At 53.3% G+C, this 19,356-nt stretch carries 19 protein-coding genes; 9 read left to right on the forward strand and 10 right to left on the reverse strand.

Annotated features, from left to right (window positions below):
- Window position 1 precedes the first annotated feature (1 nt).
- Entirely contained in the window at window positions 2–1,552 is a 1,551-nt protein-coding gene (locus IE076_RS10615; RefSeq protein ID WP_209009027.1) for a flagellin family protein, read from the forward strand.
- 32 nt (window positions 1,553–1,584) lie between these two features.
- Here IE076_RS10615 and IE076_RS10620 read toward each other — a convergent pair whose 3' ends face one another.
- Both IE076_RS10620 and IE076_RS10625 read right to left on the reverse strand, forming a co-directional pair.
- Window positions 1,585–1,971: a flagellar biosynthesis regulator FlaF gene (locus tag IE076_RS10620; protein ID WP_189436740.1), complete on the reverse strand. Its 387-nt coding sequence runs from the start codon at window positions 1,969–1,971 to the stop codon at window positions 1,585–1,587.
- On the reverse strand, window positions 1,892–2,347 hold the full coding sequence (locus IE076_RS10625; protein WP_189436741.1) for a flagellar biosynthesis repressor FlbT: 456 nt from the start codon (window positions 2,345–2,347) through the stop codon (window positions 1,892–1,894). Before IE076_RS10625 ends, IE076_RS10620 begins: the two co-directional genes overlap by 80 nt.
- 423 nt (window positions 2,348–2,770) lie before the next feature.
- Here IE076_RS10625 and IE076_RS10630 point away from each other — a divergent pair, with 423 nt between their 5' ends.
- Window positions 2,771–4,351, forward strand: coding sequence for a flagellin N-terminal helical domain-containing protein (locus IE076_RS10630; protein ID WP_189436742.1), 1,581 nt, complete (start codon window positions 2,771–2,773; stop codon window positions 4,349–4,351).
- A gap of 224 nt (window positions 4,352–4,575) precedes the next feature.
- Here the strand turns inward: IE076_RS10630 and IE076_RS10635 are convergent, their stop codons facing one another.
- From IE076_RS10635 to IE076_RS10650, 4 genes are all read right to left on the reverse strand, one after another.
- Window positions 4,576–5,049: a hypothetical protein gene (locus tag IE076_RS10635; RefSeq protein WP_189436743.1), complete on the reverse strand. Its 474-nt coding sequence runs from the start codon at window positions 5,047–5,049 to the stop codon at window positions 4,576–4,578.
- Between the two features lie 192 nt (window positions 5,050–5,241).
- Complete coding sequence (locus tag IE076_RS10640) at window positions 5,242–5,742, reverse strand: hypothetical protein (protein WP_189436744.1); 501 nt, start codon at window positions 5,740–5,742, stop codon at window positions 5,242–5,244.
- On the reverse strand, window positions 5,739–6,068 hold the full coding sequence (locus IE076_RS10645) for a rod-binding protein (RefSeq protein WP_189436745.1): 330 nt from the start codon (window positions 6,066–6,068) through the stop codon (window positions 5,739–5,741). Before IE076_RS10645 ends, IE076_RS10640 begins: the two co-directional genes overlap by 4 nt.
- Window positions 6,068–7,186, reverse strand: coding sequence for a flagellar basal body P-ring protein FlgI (locus tag IE076_RS10650; protein WP_189436746.1), 1,119 nt, complete (start codon window positions 7,184–7,186; stop codon window positions 6,068–6,070). Before IE076_RS10650 ends, IE076_RS10645 begins: the two co-directional genes overlap by 1 nt.
- A gap of 250 nt (window positions 7,187–7,436) precedes the next feature.
- Between IE076_RS10650 and IE076_RS10655 the strand changes: the two genes are divergently transcribed.
- Both IE076_RS10655 and dksA read left to right on the forward strand, forming a co-directional pair.
- Complete coding sequence (locus IE076_RS10655) at window positions 7,437–7,874, forward strand: flagellar assembly protein FliX (RefSeq protein WP_189436747.1); 438 nt, start codon at window positions 7,437–7,439, stop codon at window positions 7,872–7,874.
- Between the two features lie 178 nt (window positions 7,875–8,052).
- The gene (gene dksA, locus IE076_RS10660) at window positions 8,053–8,469 is read left to right on the forward strand and encodes an RNA polymerase-binding protein DksA (RefSeq protein ID WP_008548072.1); all 417 of its coding nucleotides are present in this window, start codon (window positions 8,053–8,055) and stop codon (window positions 8,467–8,469) included.
- 261 nt (window positions 8,470–8,730) lie between these two features.
- Here the strand turns inward: dksA and flgH are convergent, their stop codons facing one another.
- The 4 genes from flgH to flgF are packed head-to-tail and all read right to left on the reverse strand — an operon-like array spanning window position 8,731 to window position 12,007.
- Window positions 8,731–9,492 (reverse strand): flagellar basal body L-ring protein FlgH, encoded by a 762-nt coding sequence (gene flgH, locus IE076_RS10665; RefSeq protein WP_189436748.1) that lies wholly within the window; start codon window positions 9,490–9,492, stop codon window positions 8,731–8,733.
- The gene (gene flgA / locus IE076_RS10670) at window positions 9,492–10,460 is read right to left on the reverse strand and encodes a flagellar basal body P-ring formation chaperone FlgA (RefSeq protein ID WP_189436749.1); all 969 of its coding nucleotides are present in this window, start codon (window positions 10,458–10,460) and stop codon (window positions 9,492–9,494) included. Before flgA ends, flgH begins: the two co-directional genes overlap by 1 nt.
- 12 nt (window positions 10,461–10,472) lie before the next feature.
- On the reverse strand, window positions 10,473–11,255 hold the full coding sequence (gene flgG / locus IE076_RS10675) for a flagellar basal-body rod protein FlgG (RefSeq protein ID WP_189436750.1): 783 nt from the start codon (window positions 11,253–11,255) through the stop codon (window positions 10,473–10,475).
- A gap of 11 nt (window positions 11,256–11,266) precedes the next feature.
- Complete coding sequence (flgF, locus tag IE076_RS10680) at window positions 11,267–12,007, reverse strand: flagellar basal-body rod protein FlgF (protein WP_189436751.1); 741 nt, start codon at window positions 12,005–12,007, stop codon at window positions 11,267–11,269.
- Between the two features lie 278 nt (window positions 12,008–12,285).
- Here flgF and IE076_RS10685 point away from each other — a divergent pair, with 278 nt between their 5' ends.
- The 5 genes from IE076_RS10685 to IE076_RS10705 all read left to right on the forward strand — a co-directional run bounded on the left by IE076_RS10685 (window position 12,286) and on the right by IE076_RS10705 (window position 19,311).
- Complete coding sequence (locus tag IE076_RS10685) at window positions 12,286–12,783, forward strand: flagellar basal body-associated FliL family protein (RefSeq protein WP_189436752.1); 498 nt, start codon at window positions 12,286–12,288, stop codon at window positions 12,781–12,783.
- A gap of 11 nt (window positions 12,784–12,794) precedes the next feature.
- Window positions 12,795–14,015 carry a flagellar motor switch protein FliM gene (fliM, locus tag IE076_RS10690; protein ID WP_189436753.1) on the forward strand — a complete coding sequence of 407 codons (1,221 nt, stop codon included), beginning with the start codon at window positions 12,795–12,797 and terminating at the stop codon, window positions 14,013–14,015.
- 2 nt (window positions 14,016–14,017) lie between these two features.
- On the forward strand, window positions 14,018–14,611 hold the full coding sequence (locus IE076_RS10695) for a DUF6468 domain-containing protein (RefSeq protein WP_189436754.1): 594 nt from the start codon (window positions 14,018–14,020) through the stop codon (window positions 14,609–14,611).
- On the forward strand, window positions 14,608–15,306 hold the full coding sequence (locus tag IE076_RS10700; protein ID WP_189436755.1) for a MotE family protein: 699 nt from the start codon (window positions 14,608–14,610) through the stop codon (window positions 15,304–15,306). The genes IE076_RS10695 and IE076_RS10700 overlap by 4 nt, the downstream gene beginning before the upstream one ends.
- Window positions 15,307–15,411: 105 nt before the next feature.
- Complete coding sequence (locus IE076_RS10705; RefSeq protein WP_209009028.1) at window positions 15,412–19,311, forward strand: tetratricopeptide repeat protein; 3,900 nt, start codon at window positions 15,412–15,414, stop codon at window positions 19,309–19,311.
- Window positions 19,312–19,356: the final 45 nt, after the last annotated feature.

The following is a 19,356-nucleotide window of genomic DNA, read 5'->3' on the forward strand; positions in this document are numbered from 1 at the left end:
AATGAATACAATTGGTTATTCAAAATCACATAGTTATATGCTCGATCTCCTGATGCAGCAGAAGGCGCAGTTGGAGAACAAGTCGATCCAGCTGACCTCTGGCCTAAAGTCGCAGACTTATGGTGGTATCAGCTCTGACGCTCGTATGGCATTGGAACTGCGCCGTGAGATTTCGAATATTGAGGTCTACAAAGACTCCAACGATATTGCCAGTATCCAGCTTGAGCTCATGGGAAAGTCTCTTGAGCACATGGAGGAAATGCGCGCCGAGAGTGTTAGCGCCATCGATGACAACAACTACACTCTGACGACAGGTGGACAGACCACCAGCCAACAAGCCACCGAGATAATGCTGCATGAAACCATCTCGCAGCTGAATTCTGAGGTGAATGGGTACTACCTGTTTGGCGGTAAGGATGCGGCCGAACCTCCTGTTGCGTCTTTGGATGTGATTATGGAGGGGCAGGACCCTAAGCTTGGTCTGAAAGACATCATGGAGCGCTATGAGTATGCTCATGTAGGCTCTTCTGAAGACGGGCGGATTGGTTCGACTTTGACGCCGCTTGGTGCCGGTGATCCAATACTCACGATTGAGAAGGATAACGTGGAAGGGTTCGGGTTTACTATTCAATCTGTCTCTGCCTCTTCTACTGATGTTAAGGCGACTGATGTTGAGGAAGATCTTACCGATCCAGCGAACCCTAAGAGCAATAAAGGTTCGTTTGAGTTTACTGCGACGCCTCAGGTTGGCGATACACTTGAGATTGTGCTGGAGCTTCCTGATGGAAGCACATCTGTTGTCAGGTTGACAGCGACAGACGATCCGGAAGGTGGTGAAGGGACATTTCTGATCGGAACCGGCAGTAATCCAACCCATGAAAGCGCCCAGAATGCCCAGGCTGCTTTTAAAGAGGCGATTGAAGATCTTGCCAAGACGAAGCTGCGTGCGGTGGCAGATGTTAAGGCTGGTGAGGCATTCTTTGGTGATCGCTCTGCGCTAGAAATACCAACGGCGGATGGATCTGCTCTTGAAGCCGCGGGCGATCAGCTGGTGGACTGGTACACGGGTACCGATAACGACGACGACCCACGTGCTGACAAGAGCGTGCAGATTGATGACAATGTGCGTGTTGAATATGGTGCGCGAGCAAATGAGACTGCGTTTGCAGATCAGTTGAGGAATCTGGCTGTATTTGTCGCGGCGGGTTTTGAGGCAGATGATCCTGATAATGAAGGCCAAGTCGCTACCGCAAAGTCCTATTATTCCGAGCTGGCAAAGATGAGTGAGGATGCGCTTTCGTTTGCTGGGGACCGGAACTCAGGTATCCAGAGTGTCGCTGCTGAAATGTCTGTGGTGAATACAACCGTGAAACGTACGGTAGAGCGGCAGCAGCAAGCGTCTTTGAGCTATCATAATACGTTGACGGGGCTCGAAAGAGTCGACAAGACCGAAGTGGGCACTGAGATAGCCGTCTTGAGAACTGATCTGGATGCATCGTTTCAGGCGACGTCGATCCTGCTCAATCTAAGTATTGCGAATTTCCTGAGATAGCAAAAAGCCTCCTTAACGGAGGCTTTTTTACTTTACGGGTTTGCTTTTTGGCCTCTTAGGCCGGCTGCAAGAGACTTGTTGATGTTGATCATTGTCTCCAAAGCTTCTGGTTCCGCACCGCCCATCATTTCCAACGTTCTGTTGAACGTAAACAGTGCCAGATTGGCGATGTTGTTTTGCAGGTCCAGTGGCAGTTCGCTGTAGTCTGCGGTTGCTTCTGTTACAAAGATGGTCCAGAGCGTGCGATTGAATATGAGGGTTTCGTTGCGTTCTTCGCGTGAAACTGTTTCCCACTCACGTTGCAGCACAGAAAGGCGTGCGGCTGCTTTCATCAGGGCTTCAGCTTCCAGCGCCCTTGGATCCGTCGAGGCCGAGATGTTCGCGGACTGCTGATATGCCTGAGTTGCTTGTTGATACATGACTTATCAAAGTCCTTTCATATTCAATCAGTTTTTTGGCGAGCTTTAGAGCGCGGTAGAGCTCTTCGCGCAAAATTGCTGTGCTGATTTCGCTGATAAGGTCGCGCGTGCTTGGGGCGGCCTGCAGGATTTTGCCGATCACGTCGAAATACTCTTTCTGAGTGACCGTAATATCCTGTTTTAAATACATGACCTGCACTGCAAGGTAGACCTGCTGTGCCATGGTGCTGGCGTCTTCCGGTAGGAGGATATCCTTTTCCCGCAGGATAGGGGCATCCCCTTGAATGAAGAAACGTGCACGTTGCTTATCGTTGGTGATAAGCGTTTCACCGACAATCAGTTTTTCACCGGGTTTTAGTTCGACCTTTAGCGCCATGCAGCCTCCTTCAGAGCAGTCTTAACTATGATGGCAACTAAATGGTTAATCTAGTTAATTTTGACGAGTTATGCAGCGAATTGTTTAAAATTTTTATCGATTTCTGAGCGGGGTTCTGTCTGGCTAAGTGAGTCGGGTTGTAGCGTGGTTTGGGAGGTGATCGACGGGCAGAAATATGCACAGACAATATTAAGTTGGAGTGCTGAGTTGCCTCCGTCGTATCTCCCTGAATTATATGCGCTAAATCTCTTTTGGCATTATGGTGAGGCATCTGTGGGCTGCAATCCCTGATTTATTAAAGGCTTGTTAACAGCTTCTCTCTTTACTCGCAGTACGGGTAATTGTACCCATTTAAAACTCAGTAATTTTTGCTGCGTTGTGACCCAGAACGGGTCATAGATTTTCCTAGAAGGGACCTATAAAATGGCTGATATTACACTCACCGCTGCGGTGCGTTCCAACCTGAGTACTCTCCAGTCTACAGCTGATCTGATTGGCTCTACTCAAGAGCGTCTTGCAACAGGCAAGAAAGTTAACTCTGCACTTGATAACCCTAACTCCTTCTTCACTTCGTCTTCTCTGAATGCTCGCGCCTCTGACCTGAGTAATCTTCAGGATGATATCGGGCAATCCGTTTCTACCTTGGAAGCTGCTGATAAGGGCATCCAGGGTATTGATAAGCTCCTTGATGCTGCAAAAGGTAAAGCTAATCAGGCTCTTCAGGCTGAAGATGCCGAGACGCGTGCAAAGTACGCTGAAGAATTCAACGAGCTGCGTACGCAGATCGAAGATATTGCCAAAGATTCCGGTTACAAAGGTAAAAACCTGCTGGGTGGTGACGGCAATGACCTTCTGGTTAAGTTTAACGAAGATGGTTCTTCTAAACTTAACATTGGTGCCGTGGACTATACGGATCTCGACTCCTCGGATTCTAGTATTCAACTTGCTGAAATTGGCGAAACAATCGGTGAAGTTGACGAGACTGACGGCAAAGGTTTGTTCAAGCTGGGTATTTCTGCTGATGATATCCTTAGTGCAGCCGCAGGTACTGGAACTCAGACTACAGCAGATGTCTTTCAGGTAGGTGCCGGGCCCGCAACTGACCAAGACCTCACTGACCTAGTCAAAGATGGTAATAATCTCTCAGTTGGAGACACGGTCACAGTGGATGGTGAGGACCTTTTCACTATTGGCGAAGGTACCACTTTGCAAGATCTGCAGGATAAGCTTCAAGAAGAGATCAGAAAGAAGCCGGGTAACCAGGATGCGACTGTCGATCTTTCAGGTGGTGATATCACAATAGGTGGTGCAGCTGCTAACGTGACGGTTGGTGTTGGTGGCAGTTCAGTAGCTGTTACTGGTGCTGGCGGTAATACCGATATCACAGCTACAAAGCTGAAAGATATTACCGGTTTTGCTGAGGATGATACGATCACTATCACTGAAGAAGGTGGTATTACTCACGAGTTTACAATCGGTGCGAACTCTACAGTACAAGAGCTTGTAGATGATCTCAATACTGCGCTCTTTTCCAATCTAACTGTGTCATTTGACAATACAACTCAAGAGTTGACTTTGGATAATACTTCTAAAGGGGACAATGCTATTGAGTACAAAGTTGCTTATACTGGGAGTGAGGCTGGCGGCGACTTTGGAGCTTCGTCAAAGCAGACGATTGGTGCAGATGCGGACGCTGTCGTAGGTCGCGGTTGGGGTTCTGATGAGTTGATTGAGGCGTCCCTTGATCAGATTAATAAGGCTCAGAACGATCTTCGTGCGCAGGCGTCCACTTTCGGTACGAACCTGTCTATCGTAACGAATCGTCAGGACTTTACTGCTGATCTGATCAACACACTGGAAGTTGGTGCCGGTAAGCTGACTTTGGCTGATACCAACCTTGAAGGTGCGAACCTCGCGGCTCTGAACACTCAGAACCAGATCGCAACTTCTACTCTGGCTCTGGCAACTCAGGCTAACGCGTCTGTTCTGAACCTTATCCGATAAGCTTAAGTTCAGATTTGAGATTTGGGGAACGCGCTCTTCGGGGCGCGTTTTTCTTTGGCTGAGTCGATGTCCCGCCGTTTGCGTTGGTTTGTGCGTTGCTTTGCGTTTTTGTGGTGGTATGGGCGTTGTTATGTGGTCGTCGTGCTGCAGGCAAAAAAAAGAGCCGTGCTGCGGGGGCGGCATGGCTCAAGGGGGATAATTCTGATTAGCTAGGAGGATAAAGCCTAAGCGGCGCTCTCCTGCTTTGCTTGCGCTGGCTCGGTCTGTTTAGCCTCATAGATAACTGGCTCGATATCCTTTGCCTCTCCGCCCAGGCTGCGTTTTTCCTGCATCTGGATTACTTCATCCACGAAGGCGCGGATGCGGCGGGCCGTTTTGGACGGCAGCTCATAAATGACTTCGCCTTCCGGCTGCTGCGTCAGAGCGTAGATCAGCTCTTCGGACTCCTCGTCATAGTTGTAACCGCGCTCAACACGGCTTTCCTCTTCCTTCGGCTTGCTCGGAATGATGCCCAGTCTTGAGTCGGAGACGTAGGACTTTTCGGAGGCCGTCGGGTTGTTCCCAGCCTCTGAGGAAGCTGTGACGGCCTGAGCGCCGGAGAGCTCGGTTTTGACCTGTACGCTCTCTGATTTTACCGGTGCCGCCTGCGTCGTTAATGACTGATGTAAGAGTGTTGGTCTTTGTGTGACTATTTCCATAATGTCCCCCACGTTTTCAATTATGAACAACTTAAAAGGGAATCTTCTTAAATAAAGTTAATCTTAATGCTCAGTTTTTACTAAATATTTAGAGAAATGCGACTGAAAACCGCCAAAAAACCCTGATTTTTGAGGGGTGATTGGGTGAGTTTCGGCTTATTTCGTTAATATGCACGCCTAATATCGTGCAAATTACAGGGTTTGGTTAACAGCGATGCCCTGCGCTGATCTTTGTGGCGAACTCATCAGACCGTTTGCGCCATAACCTTTTGTTTTAACTTGAGAACCAACAGCTTTGGCGACAGTCTCGATGATGTTGTCTGTCACAGTACGGGCGGTTGCAACCACCTGCAGGTTGGCTTGGAGTATTGGCCGCAGGTTGTCATGCTGTTCGCGCATGCGTTGCACCGACTGCGGGACCAGATTGCCAAGTGCCACGGTGTTTGCGCTGGCAAGGCGGATTCCGGTCAGGTAGGTTTCTATTGCTGCATGTTTTTGCGGGGCGACGTTCGGCAGCTCAGAGATTTGCCCGTCGCGCAGGAGCTCGGTTTCGGCCTCAATCGCGCTGAGCAGATTGTCCATCGCCACTTCAAAGTTCTCGCAAAAGACCTCGGCCTGCATCCGTGTCTGAATTGGTTCTTCCTCAAACGATACGGTCGTTTGAACAGTTTCAGCGTCGTGCTGGTTGGTCATACTGCGTTCTCTTGAAGTTGGAGGAGTTGCGAGTGGACTGAAGCTGCAATGCCAATGCCACCGGACTGAGACAGGGTGTTGGCGTATTCGTTGACCAGCATGGATCGCCAGGCATCAGAGCCTTCGCTGTTTCCGTAGGTTCCGCCTTCATCCAAACCGGTGAACATGTTTTGCAACATCTCGTTGAGGAAAACGGATTCAAATTCCTTCGCCTTTTCCATCAGCGGGTCTTTGGCTGCTGATGGATTGTTTACTTGGGCTGCGCTTTTGGCAAGGTCTGCGGAGCTTTGTAGGGCCGGTGAGGGCAGTTGGGCTTGCGGAAGCATTAGAGGACCTCGATTTCTGCCTGAAGGGCGCCAGCGGCTTTGATGGCCTGTAGGATGGAGATCAGATCTCTTGGGCCAATGCCCAGTGCGTTCAATCCATCCACGAGCTGCTGAAGGGTGATTGTTTCGTTGACCAGAGCGAGCTGCCGGTTGTCCTCGGTGACCTGCACATTGGATCGGGGCACAGTTGCTGTCTCGCCTTGTGAGAACGGGAGCGGCTGAACGACTTCTGGCGATTCTGAGATGGTCACCGTCAGGTTGCCCTGTGCAACAGCGACGGTCGACACCTTTACCTGCTGGCCCATGACGATGATGCCTGAGCTTTCGTCGATGACGATTTTTGCGGGCAGGTCCGGTTCAACGATCAGCTGCTCGATATCGGTGATGAGATCAACGATGTTGCCGTCAAACTGCTTTGGCAGTGTGAGGCGCACGGTGGCCGGGTCGAGTGGTTCTGCGGTTGGCAGGCCGATCAGCTCGTTGACTGCAATTGCGATACGGCGAGACGTGGTTAGATCCGGATTGCGCAGGGCGATGCGAATGGTGCTGAGTGAGGAGAGTTTGAACTCTACCTCACGCTCCACGAGGCCGCCGTTTGGAATGCGGCCAGCGGTTGGTACGCCGCGTACAACAGAGGCTGCGTCCCCTTGCGCCGCAAAGCCAGCGATTGCCACGGGACCTTGTGCGATGGCGTAGGCTTCTCCGTCTGCGCCCATGAGCGGTGTCACAAGCAAGGTGCCGCCCTGCAGGTTCCTGGCGTCGCCCAGTGCGCTGACGGTAACGTCGATGCGTGTGCCTTGCGTTGAGAAGGCTGGCAGGTTGGCTGTCACCATCACGGCGGCGGTGTTCTTTGTGTTCAGGTCAGCTTCATTGGTGTTGACGCCGAGGCGCTCCAGCATTGCCTGCAAAGATTGCCGGGTAAACGGTGAGGCATTGAGAGAGTCGCCTGTGCCCTGAAGGCCGACAACAAGACCGTAACCGATGAGCTGGTTGTCTCGGATCCCTTCAAAGTCAGCTATATCCTTGATCCGTGAGGCTGCATTTCCCTGAAGGGTTGCGCCCAAAAGGACAATCAAGGCCGCTGCGGCGATTCTGGTCAAGCTTGCGAGAGAGCGCATTGGTACCCGGTTCTACAATTCACACTTGCTGGAGTTATGCGATTTTTGTGCCAGTTGCCGCTTTGCCCCTGTCATTTTTTAACTGCATGAATTTACTTGATATTTTTAGTAGGGGGTGGATAAAGGTTAAAGCACTGCAAATTTTAATGCGGCAATTGTTGCCTGCTTGGTAAAGTTTGGTGGTCTCAGCTCGGCAAATGCGTTCGGGTTTCTGCTTTTTGTCCAATTTCACAGCTCTGAGGGTCAGGTTTTGCTTGTACGCACCACTCCGGTTTCTGGTTTGAACTCCACGGGTAAGGTGGAGAAGAAGCGCCGCAAAGGTTCTGAAGGTGATCAGGCGGGTGCATTTGCTGTTGAGGAGGAAACTGTCAGCGTTGCCCAGTCGCAAACGAGTGTCCCGGCGCCTGCGCTGCAAGGGGTAGACTCGTTGCTGGCTCTCCAGCAGATGGACGTTCAGGTGGATGACAGGCGGCGGGCTGTGCAGCACGGAAACAAACTTTTAGACCAGCTGGATGCGCTGCGGATGGATCTGCTGCAGGGGAAAGTGCAGCAGGAGCGTTTGGAGCGTTTGGTGGGCAACCTTTCCATGAGGGTGAAAAGCGGTAATCCTGGCCTCGACAAGGTTGTCGAAGATATTGAATTACGTGCCAGAATCGAGCTCGCGAAGCTTGGTCATTACGTAGAATAACGTATCATAATGGAAAAATGCCTGTAAAACTGGGGTGCCTGTGGAGCTTTCCAACCGCATAAGTGGCTGAATATTATGCAAATATGCATTCTTAGACAATTTCATCTTTTTAGTAGATTGTTGTTTCAGGTTCCTCTCGCTATATTCCAGCCGCCCATATAAATAGGCGGAGTTTCAGATGGCAGTTGATGTCGCAATTGATTATCGTCCATCTCCGGATGAACCATTCATGAACGACCAACAGCGCGAGTACTTTCGTAGGAAGCTGCTCGCGTGGAAGGAAGATATTCTGAAAGAGAGCAAGGAGACCCTTGCTGCGCTTCAAGAAGAAAGCACAAATCATCCAGATCTGGCTGACCGTGCTTCTTCTGAAACAGATCGGTCGATTGAATTACGTGCGCGCGATCGGCAGAGAAAGTTGATTTCCAAAATTGACGCTGCTCTTGCTCGCATTGAAGACGGATCCTATGGCTACTGTGAAGAGACTGGTGAACCAATCTCTGTACGGCGTCTGGATGCGCGACCTATCGCTACGCTTTCAATCGAGGCTCAAGAGGCACATGAGCGTCGTGAGAAAATCTATCGGGATGACTGATCCTCAGGGAGACAGGATATCGCCTTTCAAGCTGTGGTCATAATTTTGTAGACTCTAATACTTGAACTATAACTTTACGAGGGAAGTGTGGCCTGGCTGCGCTTCCCTTGTTTTGTTTTAGGCTGGCGTTACGGGCTTTGCCGTGTTCCGGCGCATGAAGGAAAACGAGCCCGGCATGCTGGGGAGCATGTTGCCGGGCCCGCTTTATGTGCCGCTCAAGCTGGGGAGCTTATTGAGCGGCATCGGGTTCCTGAATTCTCGTTAGAACGGAAGAACGATGTCCAGCACCTGACTGCCGTAGCGCGGCTGCTGGGTGGAGGAGATTTGTCCGCGGCCACCATAACCAATACGTGCCTCAGCGATCTTGGTGCTCTCAACTGTGTTGTCGGCGGCAATGTCCTGCGGGCGAACCACACCAGCTACGATCAACTCGCGCACCTCGTGGTTGACGCGCACCTCCTGACGGCCCTCGATGACGAGGTTGGAGTTGGGTAGGACCTGTGTCACGACAGCGGCTACGGTGGTCTTCAGGCTTTCTTCGCGGTCAATGGAGCCGCTGCCCTGAAAATTGTCGGAGCTGTTGATGGAGGCCAGTGCATCTGCCGAGGTTCCGGATGGAAGTGCGAATTTATCGATCGCTGATCCCAGTGCGCCGCCAGCACCGGTGTTTTTTGTATCGCTACGGGAGCTTCTCGAAGTGTTCTCAAAGGCTGCCTTGTCGGAGATGGTGACGTTGACAGTGACGATATCGCCGATACGCTTTGCGCGCTGGTCCTGAAAGAAGGCTCTGTTGCCCGTGCGCCAGAGCGAGTTGGCGTTGTACCGTTCGGTTTCCTTGACAGGCATTGGCATCTGGACTGGTCGGTACCCCGGCTGGGTGCGTGGGTCCTGAATAGCGGTCAGCGCTGGTTCCTGACCAATCTTGGAGAGCTTGTCGGCGGTGCCGCAGCCTACAAGAGCGAACAGAGCGATTGATAGAGCTGCGTACCGCTTTAGCTTGGCTGCTGAAGGTGTCTTAGGCATCAGCGGGTCTCCAGTACGGCTGCAACTTGCGTGCTGGTGGTGCTAACGACAGCAATGTTTTTGCCGACCACTGCTGCAAGGATTGTCTTCTTGGAGATTGGGTTCACGATCTCGATCAAGTCGTTTTTGCCGCCTGCGGATTTGGCTTTGCCCTGTGTGGAGATGTTCATGCCCGGTATCTTGTAAAGTACAGTCACCTTGGCGCCGCGTTTGATGAGAACGGGAGCGCTTACGTCTCTTGGTGTGAGTGTGGAGCCTGAGCGCATGTTGCGGCGGACTTCCATGCCGATCAGATCAGCTGCAGCAAGAAACTCGCGTCCGGCATAACGGTTGGCAGCTTTGCGCTCCTCGCGAATGTCATTTGCAGTGATAACCGTGCCGCGCTCCAGATTGCGTGCCAGTGTTGTGATGGAGACCATCTGGGAGGCGCTGCCGATGACAGAGATCGGTTTGCTTTGACCTTCCCGTACCACGTTGAGAATTGCCTTGAAGCGGGCGGTGCGCGGGGACCAGTTGATGTGGCCGATGGTCAGCGGTGAAACGGAGTTTGCGTCTGCCTGCAGGTTGACCGGAAGCGGGGAGGTGTATGAGATCTCAATTTCTTCCGGTGGTACGCCGGCGCGCTCGGCAAATGCGTTAAGCAAGATGTCTGAGATGAGTGCTTCATCCACCGGAATAGACAGACGGTGCACGCTGACGGTGGTCAGGCCGTTGGTATCCGCGCGAATGAAACCTGCTGCTTGCGCCTGTTGTGCGATGATCAGGGCAGAGACATTGCCGGTTGTTCCAAGGTCCGGGCTGCGGAAAATTGGGGTTTGGGCCAGATCTCCAGCTTCGGTGTAAAAGTCTCCGATTGTCACAACTGGTCCGGTTACGTTGACGACCGGACGCAGGGTTGGTGCTGCGAATGCGCTGCCTGCTGCCAGTGCCAGTAATCCTGCAAAGAGTGCGCTTACCAACTTTCTCATGAGGTCAGCTCCTTAGCGAAGGTTGGTCGTCGTGGAGTACATCTCGTCTGCGGCTTTGATGATCTTGGAGTTCATCTCATAGGCGCGCTGTGCGGCGATCAGGCTGGAGAGTTCTGTGACTGCGTCCACGTTGGAGGATTCCAGATGACGCTGAAGGATGTTGCCGAAGCCTGCGTTGCCCGGAGTGTCGATCTGCGGCGGGCCGCTGGCTGCGGTCTCAAGGAAGAGGTTGTCGCCGACGGCTTCCAGACCTGCCTGATTGATGAAGCGTGCAACTTCGATCTGGCCGAGGTTGAGCAGTTGATCGTTGTCGTCCATGGCCTGCACGAGGCCCTGCACGTTGATTGTCAGATCACGTGCGTTGTCTGGAATGGTGATGCCAGGTTCGACTGTGTAGCCATCTTTGGTGACCAGCTGGCCGGTCTGGGAGCGGGCAAAGGAACCGTCGCGGGTGTAGCCGGTGGTTCCGTCCGGGCGCTGGATCTGGAAAAAGCCTTCGCCGCGGATTGTGATGTCGTATTCGTTGCCGGTCTGGGTTACGGAACCTGCGGACATGATGCGCGTGGTTGCGGCTGTACGTACACCGGAACCGATTTGCACGCCGTTTGGAACGATCGTGCCGGCATCGGAGGTTTCGGTACCCATGCGGCGCTGGTTCTCGTAGAGCAGGTCCTGAAAGTCTGCGCGCTGGCGCTTGTAGCCGGTGGTGCGCATGTTGGCCACGTTGTTCGAAATGACTTCGACGTTCAGTTCCTGAGCTTTCATGCCGGTAGCGGCGATGTGTAGAGCTTTCATTGTCCTGATCCTTAAGCTTCAACCGATCCAAGTTCGCGGATGGAGCGCTGACGGAGTTCGTTGCGCTGCGACATCATCTTGGACACGCTTTGATATTGGCGGGTGATTTCAATCATGCGGGAGATTTCGCGAACGCCTTCTACGTTGGAGCTCTCAAGAGCGCCCTGTACGACGGTCGGGTTGTTTGCTGGGATAGGGTCAATGCCGGAAAACAGGTTGGCGCCAACGTTTGTAAGTTGCTGGCGGTTGTCGAATGTGTAGACATCCAGACGCCCAAGCTGTGCTTGCGGGGTGGAGATGAAACCTTCTTTGGTGATGGTGATCTCGCCATCTTCAGGATTGATCTGGATTGGAGCGCCGTCAGCCAGAACTGGCAGGCCTGCATCGGTTACAAGTGTGCCTTCCGGGTCAAGGGCAAGGCTGCCAGCGCGGGTGTAAAGCTGTTCGCCGCCTGCGCCTTGAACAGCCAGATAGCCGTCGCCGTCAATGGCAACGTCCAGCGTGTTGCCAGTCAGTTGGATTGAGCCCTGCGTCAATACTGTTGCCGTGCCCACATCCTGCGTAAAGGAGAGGGGGCGGTCCTGGCGCTGAAACTCGGAGGCCTGCGCGGTTGGCATCAGGTATTCCTCAAAGATCAGCCTTTGAGCCTTGTAGCCGGATGTATTGATGTTTGCCAGATTGTTGGCCACCACATCCAAGTTCCGACGAAGGGCACTTTGACGTGACAAGCCGATCAGCTGTGCGTTTTCCATTTTATGCTCCCCAGCATTGCAGTGGATCTCCCCAGACCCGCTGCGCCAAGGTTCTTGCAGGAGTTGTGCCAGTTTGAAGCTTTGGCTGAATTCTCCTGTTTTGAGGGGGTGGAGCGCAAAATATCTGTTAAGTAACTGATAAAATATGCCTACTTTAATTTCCTAGTGGGCAAAAATTGCTTAGTAATAGTGTGTTAACTATGTGGTAATCTTTGTTAACCAATTAGATTGAATTAACAATACTTAAACCTTTGATTGCGATTCACCGGGACGCAAAAATGGCAGATACGGAACTGCAAGATACCGAGGATGAGGGTAGATCCGGCAAACGCAAGGTCGTTATCGGAACGATTGCTGGCGTCTTGTTGCTGACCCTTGGTGTGGGTGGTGCCTATGTCATGGACTGGTTCGATCTGACTAATACCACGACCGTTAAACGCGCCGACGGTACGGTTGAGCGTATCAATGCCAAGCCAGTGGTCTTTTACGACCTGCCGGAAATGACGGTGAACCTTTCTACCCAAGGGCGGACTACATACCTGAAGGTCCGGATCGCACTTGAGGTTGAGAGCGAGCATATGGTTTCTCAGGTAGAGCCGTATCTTCCGCGCATTCTTGATGCCTTCCAGATTTATCTGCGCGAGTTGCGCCCTGCTGACCTTGAAGGGTCTGCCGGGTTGTTCCGTTTGAAAGAGCAGCTGCTGCGTCGCATCAACTCTGCAATCTATCCAGCCAAAGTCGAAGGGGTTCTCTTTAAAGAGATCCTTATTCAGTAGGGGAGCGGCATATGTCAGATACCGATGGTCTCCCTGAAAATCTGGATGAAGCCTGGGATCAAGCGCTTTCTGAAAGCGATGGTGACAGTGATGAGGACCTTGCAGCGGCCTGGGGCGCTGCGCTTCAGGAACAGGGTGTAGAAGGCGGAGAAGAGGCTGCAGCTCAATGGGCTGCGATGATCGACGACAGCGAGCCTGACCTTGAGAGCGCGTCTCGTGGTGCCGACCGTATCCTCAATCAGGAAGAAATCGACAACCTTCTGGGCTTTACGCTGGATGGCTCTCTGACAGGTGATGAAGGTGGCGTTCGCGCGCTGATCAACTCGGCCATGGTGTCTTATGAACGCCTGCCGATGCTGGAGATCATCTTTGACCGTCTCGTGCGGCTGACCACAACATCGCTGCGCAACTTTACGTCGGACAATGTTGAAGTCTCCTTAGACTCCATGACCAACGTGCGTTTTGGGGACTATCTGAACTCCATTCCTTTGCCTGCCATTCTTGGTGTCTTTAAAGCGCGGGAATGGGATGGGTTTGGACTGGTTACCGTTGAAAGTTCTCTGATTTACTCGATCATTGATGTGTTGTTGGGCGGTGGGCGCAGTACCTCGCCAACGCGCGTTGAAGGGCGTCCTTACACCACGATAGAAACCAATCTGGTGCGGCGGATGATCGAGATTATTCTGCTGGATGCGGAGCAGGCGTTTGCGCCGTTGTCTCCGGTCAGTTTCCCGCTGGAGCGTCTGGAGACCAATCCACGCTTTGCTGCAATCTCCCGGCCTGCAAATGCTGCTATTATGGTAGAGCTGCGCATTGATATGGAAGACCGTGGCGGCAAGGTGGAAATTGTGCTGCCGTATGCGACCCTTGAGCCAATCCGTGACCTGCTCCTGCAGATGTTCATGGGTGAGAAGTTCGGGCGTGATTCAATCTGGGAAGAGCATCTTGCCACCGAGGTTTATTCCTCGGAAGTGCAGGTTGATGCTGTCCTTTATGAAAATACCATCCCGCTTCAGCGGGTCTTAAATCTGGAAGTCGGGCAGACCCTGTTGTTTGACACCGGACCCCGCGATCCTGTTCAGGTGAAATGCGGAGGAGTGCCGTTGACCGAAGGTCTCATGGGTCATGTTGGTGACCGGATTTCGGTCGAAATCTCCAAGAAGTTGAAACCACCTAAGATGACACTCGCCGCTTTCGAAAAGTCCCTGCAAAACGAACTGGAGACAAACTAGCTATGTCCCTAGGTCTTATCATTGAAACTATTGTTGCCGTTCTCCTTGTCATCACCATTGGCTATTGCTGGAAGTTGAATGCTCGCCTTAGCCGGTTGCGGTCTGATGAAGAGTCTTTGCGTGCAACCATCTCCGAGCTGATCACGGCAACCGAGATTGCAGAGCGTGCCATCATGGGGCTCAAGTCCATCGCAGGAAATGCGGACCGCACTCTTGGTGCGCGTTTGGGTGAGGCTGAGGCAGTATCTCGCAAACTCACTGATCAGCTGGGCGCTGGTGAGGATGTGCTGGATCGTGTTGGCAGCGTTGCTGATAGCGCACTTGCTGATCGTGATACTCGTGTTGCTGCACCGGTTGGCGCTACGTCCCGCACTTATGAGACTGCGGCTGAGGGGCTTGCTGCCGGGATACTTGCGGAACATGAGGTTGCGGCCCCAGTTGAAGCACACAATGCGGCGGCGCATGCAGAGCCACGCAGTGCGGCTGTTACTAAGCCTTCGACCCGCTCTGTTACTCGTGATATTCGTGAAGCTGCCAACGAGTCTGCTGCGCGCCTTGAGCGCTTTCGTAAGCAGGCGCAGGAACGCGTGGCATGAAACTCAGGCTCCTTCCAATTGTGGTCTTTGCTGGCAGTGCTCTTCTGGTTCTGAAACTGCTTGGTTTCTATCTTGGGGGCACTTTCCCAATGGGTGCCGTTCGTGTGGCAGATGCGCAGCAGTCCCAGACAGCAAGGGCCGGGGAAGTCGCTTCCTCTGATACGCAGAAAACTGCTTTGCCAGAAAGCCTGCGGACAGTTCAGATGGCGCAGGCTACGGATGGTGTTATTGAGAGTGGGGTCCCAACAAACTCTGTTTCCGAACTGGCCGTGCTGAACAGTCTGGGCAATCGCCGTGATGCGCTCAATCAACGCGAGGAGGATCTGGAGTTGCGGGAGCAGGTGCTTGGAGCGGCTGAGGCGCGGTTGAACGAGCGTTTTCAAGAGCTTAAAGCACTTGAAGCCAAGATCAATTCAGAAGCCGAGCGTCAGGAAGAGCAGGCTGCGGAAGAGATTATGGATCTGGTGAAGATCTATGAGAGCATGAAAGCCAAGAACGCGGCGCGGATCTTCAATCGCCTGGATCTGGAGATCATGCTCAAGGTGGTCAAGCAAATGCAGCCCAGAAAGATGGCCGACGTGCTTTCCGAGATGGATCCGGAAGTTGCTGAGCAGTTGACCATTGCACTTGCTGCAGGCAAGAGCCGCAATGTGAAGACCACTTCGACAATTCTCCCGAAGATTCAGGGTAATTAACTGCGTAAGTTGGTGGCTTTTGGTTCGTGGCCCCGGATTCTGTAAGCTTGCGTTAATAGCAAATTGTTACAGATACCTAGTAAATTTTAGGAGTAAGAATCGGGCATGGTCGAATCTGGGGGCGACTTTGGGGCTAAGCAGAAGCTTTCCTTTCTGCGCGCCACTTTACCGTTATTGCCGCGCCATGCATTTCATGGGGTACGCAGTGTGAAGGTAAAGGGTAAGGCTTGGCTTGTCTCCTTTATGCTTGCGACGACCGCTCTTGGCGGCAGTGTCTTGAACGCATGGGCCGATCCAGCGTTTGCCGTTGTTGAGGCGGAAGACACAGGCGAGTTTGCGCGGATGGTGATCACGTTTGAGGATCGTACTCTGCTGCCGCCCTTTGAGGCTTCCATCTCCACCAGTGTGCTGCGTATCTCGTTTCCCGACGGTATTGATGCGGATATTGATGATGTCCCTGAGCAGCTGAGTGATTACATTTCCATTGCCCGTGCTGATCCAGATGGCGCTGCTTTGCGGTTTGCGTTGCGGCAAACACTGGACATTCACAGCATGGAAGCTGGCGAGAAGCTGTTTATTGATCTTCTGCCTGCCAGTTATGAGGGCCGGCCTCCGGCTTTGCCGCAGGAGGTGGTGGATGAGCTTGCGCGGCGGGCTGCCGAAGCGCTTGAGCGGGTTCGTATTCTTGAAGAAGCTAACGCGATTGAGGATCAGGAGATCAAGGTTAAGCTGCGGGTTGGCGAGCATCCAACATTTACCCGTTTGGTCTTTGACTGGAACGTGAAAGTGAACAGTGCGTTTGAGCGTTCGGGAAACAACATTCGCGTTAAGTTTGATCAGACCGCAGATTTGGATCTTTCTCGGTTTAAAGCCAGTTTGCCACTGAGCGTTCTTGATGTGGGGTCTCAGGCACGGGACGACGATCTCATCTTCAACATGATCGTTGATCCGCGCGCAGATGTTCGCTCGTTCGAGGAGGGTAAGCAGCTTATTGTTGACATCACTCCTGAAGATATAGGGCAACTTGATCCGCGTGTAGCGGAGATCCGTGAAGAGCTGTTCGGCGATGATGATGTGCCGCAGGATGTGTCGAATGTCATCACCACGCTGGGCGATAAAACCGCTGCTGCTCCATCCGGAGATGCGCAAGCTGTGTCCAGTGCTCCGGGAAGTCTGGTTCCGCCGCCGCAAGTGAAGCAGACGCCGGCCGTGGATACGGGTGATGACTTTGAGTTGGTGCGGATGCCGTTGCCACTGGCCAAGCCCGAGCTTGAACGGATTGGCGAGCCTTCCCCGCGAATGGGTCCTGCGGACGTTCCCAAGGTGAAGCCTTCTGCGGAAGAACTCCGTGAGGAGGCGCACCAGAAGCAGGTGATAGAAGCTGCTGCTGATGATGTTGAGGCGGATCGGGCCCCTGTTGCTGCAGTGGAGGACGCGCAGGATGATCCTGTTGCTGAGGTGATTACACCAGCTGATCTGACTGCTGAGGTGGCGAAGCCTGCTGCGCAGGCCGCTGTGCCGCTGGACGTTGCGCCATTTGATGCAGACACCGAGGATGACGTGGATTTGGCGCGCTGGGTTTCTGCTGAAACCATTATTCAGGAAGAAAGTGATCCGGCTGACGAGGTTGTTGGCGTTGAGACCTATCGTATTGGCGATACGGTCCGTCTAGTCTTTCCGTTCAAAGGCGATGTGGGCGCTGCTGTGTTCCGCCGTAATCACAAGGTCTGGGCTGTCTTCGACAGTGCTGAACAGCTGGATGGGCGCGGAGTTCCTGCGGTCTTGAGTGATGTTGCGCGTAACGTGGAGCTTGAGAGTGTTGATGGTGCGCAGGTGCTTCGGTTTGACTTGAAGCGCACCACCTTGCTCTCCATCGAGTATCAGGATGAGGCCTGGGCGATTACGCTTGGTCCGTCGATCTCCACAAAGACCACTCCGGTCAATGTTGAGCGCAATGTGCAGGGGGATGGCTCCAATGTTCTGCGTTTGCCGTTTGGTGAAAGTGGCCGGTTGCATGTGCTGAGCGACAAGAGCGTTGGTGACCGGATTTATGTGGTCAGTGGTTCTGCTCCGGTGCGTGGTATTTTGAAGTCGCACCAGTTTCCGCAGGTGAAAATTCTGCGCAGCTCTCAGGGGCTTGCGGTGGTGCCGAGTGCGGACGGTATTGATGTCGAGCTGCTGGGCGAGGATCTGGTGATTTCCAGACCCGGCGGATTGAAGATTTCCAACCGCGGGCTTTCCAGAGGCACGACGATTAGTGACCATGTAAAAGATCCTACCCAGCCGGGTTTGATTGAATTTTCCCAGCTTAATCAGCAAAAGCCTGAAGATTACATGCAGAACCTTCGGGCGCATGAAGAGGCAATTGTACAGGCTGAACCGGATCAGGTGAGCGGTCCACGTCTGGATATGGCGCGGTTTTTTCTCTCTAGCGGATTTGCGCAGGAGGCCATTGGCACGTTGAGTGTCATGGAGGATGACGACCCGCTTATTGGGAAGGATGCCACGTTTAATGTGATGATGGGCGCTGCGCAGATGCTGGCGGCGCGGCCGGGAGAAGCGCTTGAGTATCTGGCGGCTCCTGAGCTTGCCAGCAGTCCTGATGCAGCGGTTTGGCGGACTTTTGCCCATGCTGCGTTGGGAGACTGGCAGGGCGCGCACGCCAACCTGGGGCGTGCCCAGAGTGTCATGGCCAATTATCCGGTGATGTTGCAGGTGCGCTTTAATCTTGCTGCTGCCAAAACGCATCTGGAGCTCGGAAACTTCGGCAAGGCTCTTGGGGCTCTGTCGCAGATTGAGCCGTCTGACGCCAGTGAAGAGCAGGCAGTTCAGTATGATTTGCTGCGCGGACGCATTGCGGATGCTTCTGGGCGCTCTCAGGAAGCGTTGGATGTGTACGATCTGGTGGTGCGCTCCAGTGAAGGGCCGGAAGCGGCGGAAGCCAAGTTTCTGAGTGTTAAGCTGCGGTATCGTGATGGACTGATTGATGCTGATGAGGCCTTGGCAGATCTGGAAGGCCTTGCTGCATCGTGGCGTGGTGATGAAACCGAGCTCAAGACGTTGAGGCTTATGGCACAGTTGCATGCGCAGGAAGGTCATTACCGGCGGGCTTTTGAGGCGATGGCGCAGGCGGTTCAGTCTGATGCGGGCGCAGAGATTACCTCCGACATTCAGCATGAAATGGGATCTGTCTTCGCGACACTGTTTCTTGAAGGTAAGGCGCAAGTTCTTGAACCTGTCAAAGCACTTGCGCTGTTCTATGATTTTCGCGAGCTGGTGCCTGCGGGGCGTCAGGGAGACGAGATGGCGCGTATGCTTGCTAGTCGTCTGATTGATATGGACTTGCTGGATCAGGCAGCTGCTGTTTTGCGGCATCAGATCGACAAGCGCCTGAAAGGGTCCGCACGGGCACAGATCGCGGCTGACCTTGCTGTTGTTTATCTGCTGAACCGCAAGCCTGATGAAGCGTTGCGGGTGCTTTCGCAAACCCGTCAGGGGCAGCTGCCGGCAGCTTTGCAGCGTCAGCGCAACATTGTCGAGGCGCGGGCTTTGAGTGAGAGCGGGCGGCCTGACCTTGCTCTAGAACTGGTACGAAACATGTCCGGTCCCGATGTGGACCGGTTGCGTGCTGATACGCTGTGGTCGGCGCGTTCCTGGCGCAAGGCCGGTGAACAGCTGGAGCGAATGAACGGTAGCCGGTGGTCTGATGATGTGCCGTTAGCTGATTATGAGCGGGCAGATGTGATCCGCGCTGCCATCGCTTACACTCTTGCGGAAGATGTGCTGGGACTTGAGCGGCTGCGCCAGAAATATTCGCAGAAGATGAGCGAGTCTCCTGAGGCAAAAACCTTTGAGATCGTGACACGACCCGTTGAGAGGCGCGGTGTCGAGTTCCTGAATGTGGCTAAGACGCTTGGCGGCGGGGATAGTCTGGTCTCCTTCCTTGAGGAGTACAGGCGCCAGTATCTTTCAGCAAAGCCGTTTGTTGCGACAGAAGACGTCTAGCTTTCTCCAACTGACATTTCTGGTGCTATAGCCTAATTGAGGGCT

Origin of the sequence: Pseudovibrio japonicus (genome assembly GCF_014651595.1) — a bacterium.
Lineage (GTDB): Bacteria > Pseudomonadota > Alphaproteobacteria > Rhizobiales > Stappiaceae > Pseudovibrio > Pseudovibrio japonicus.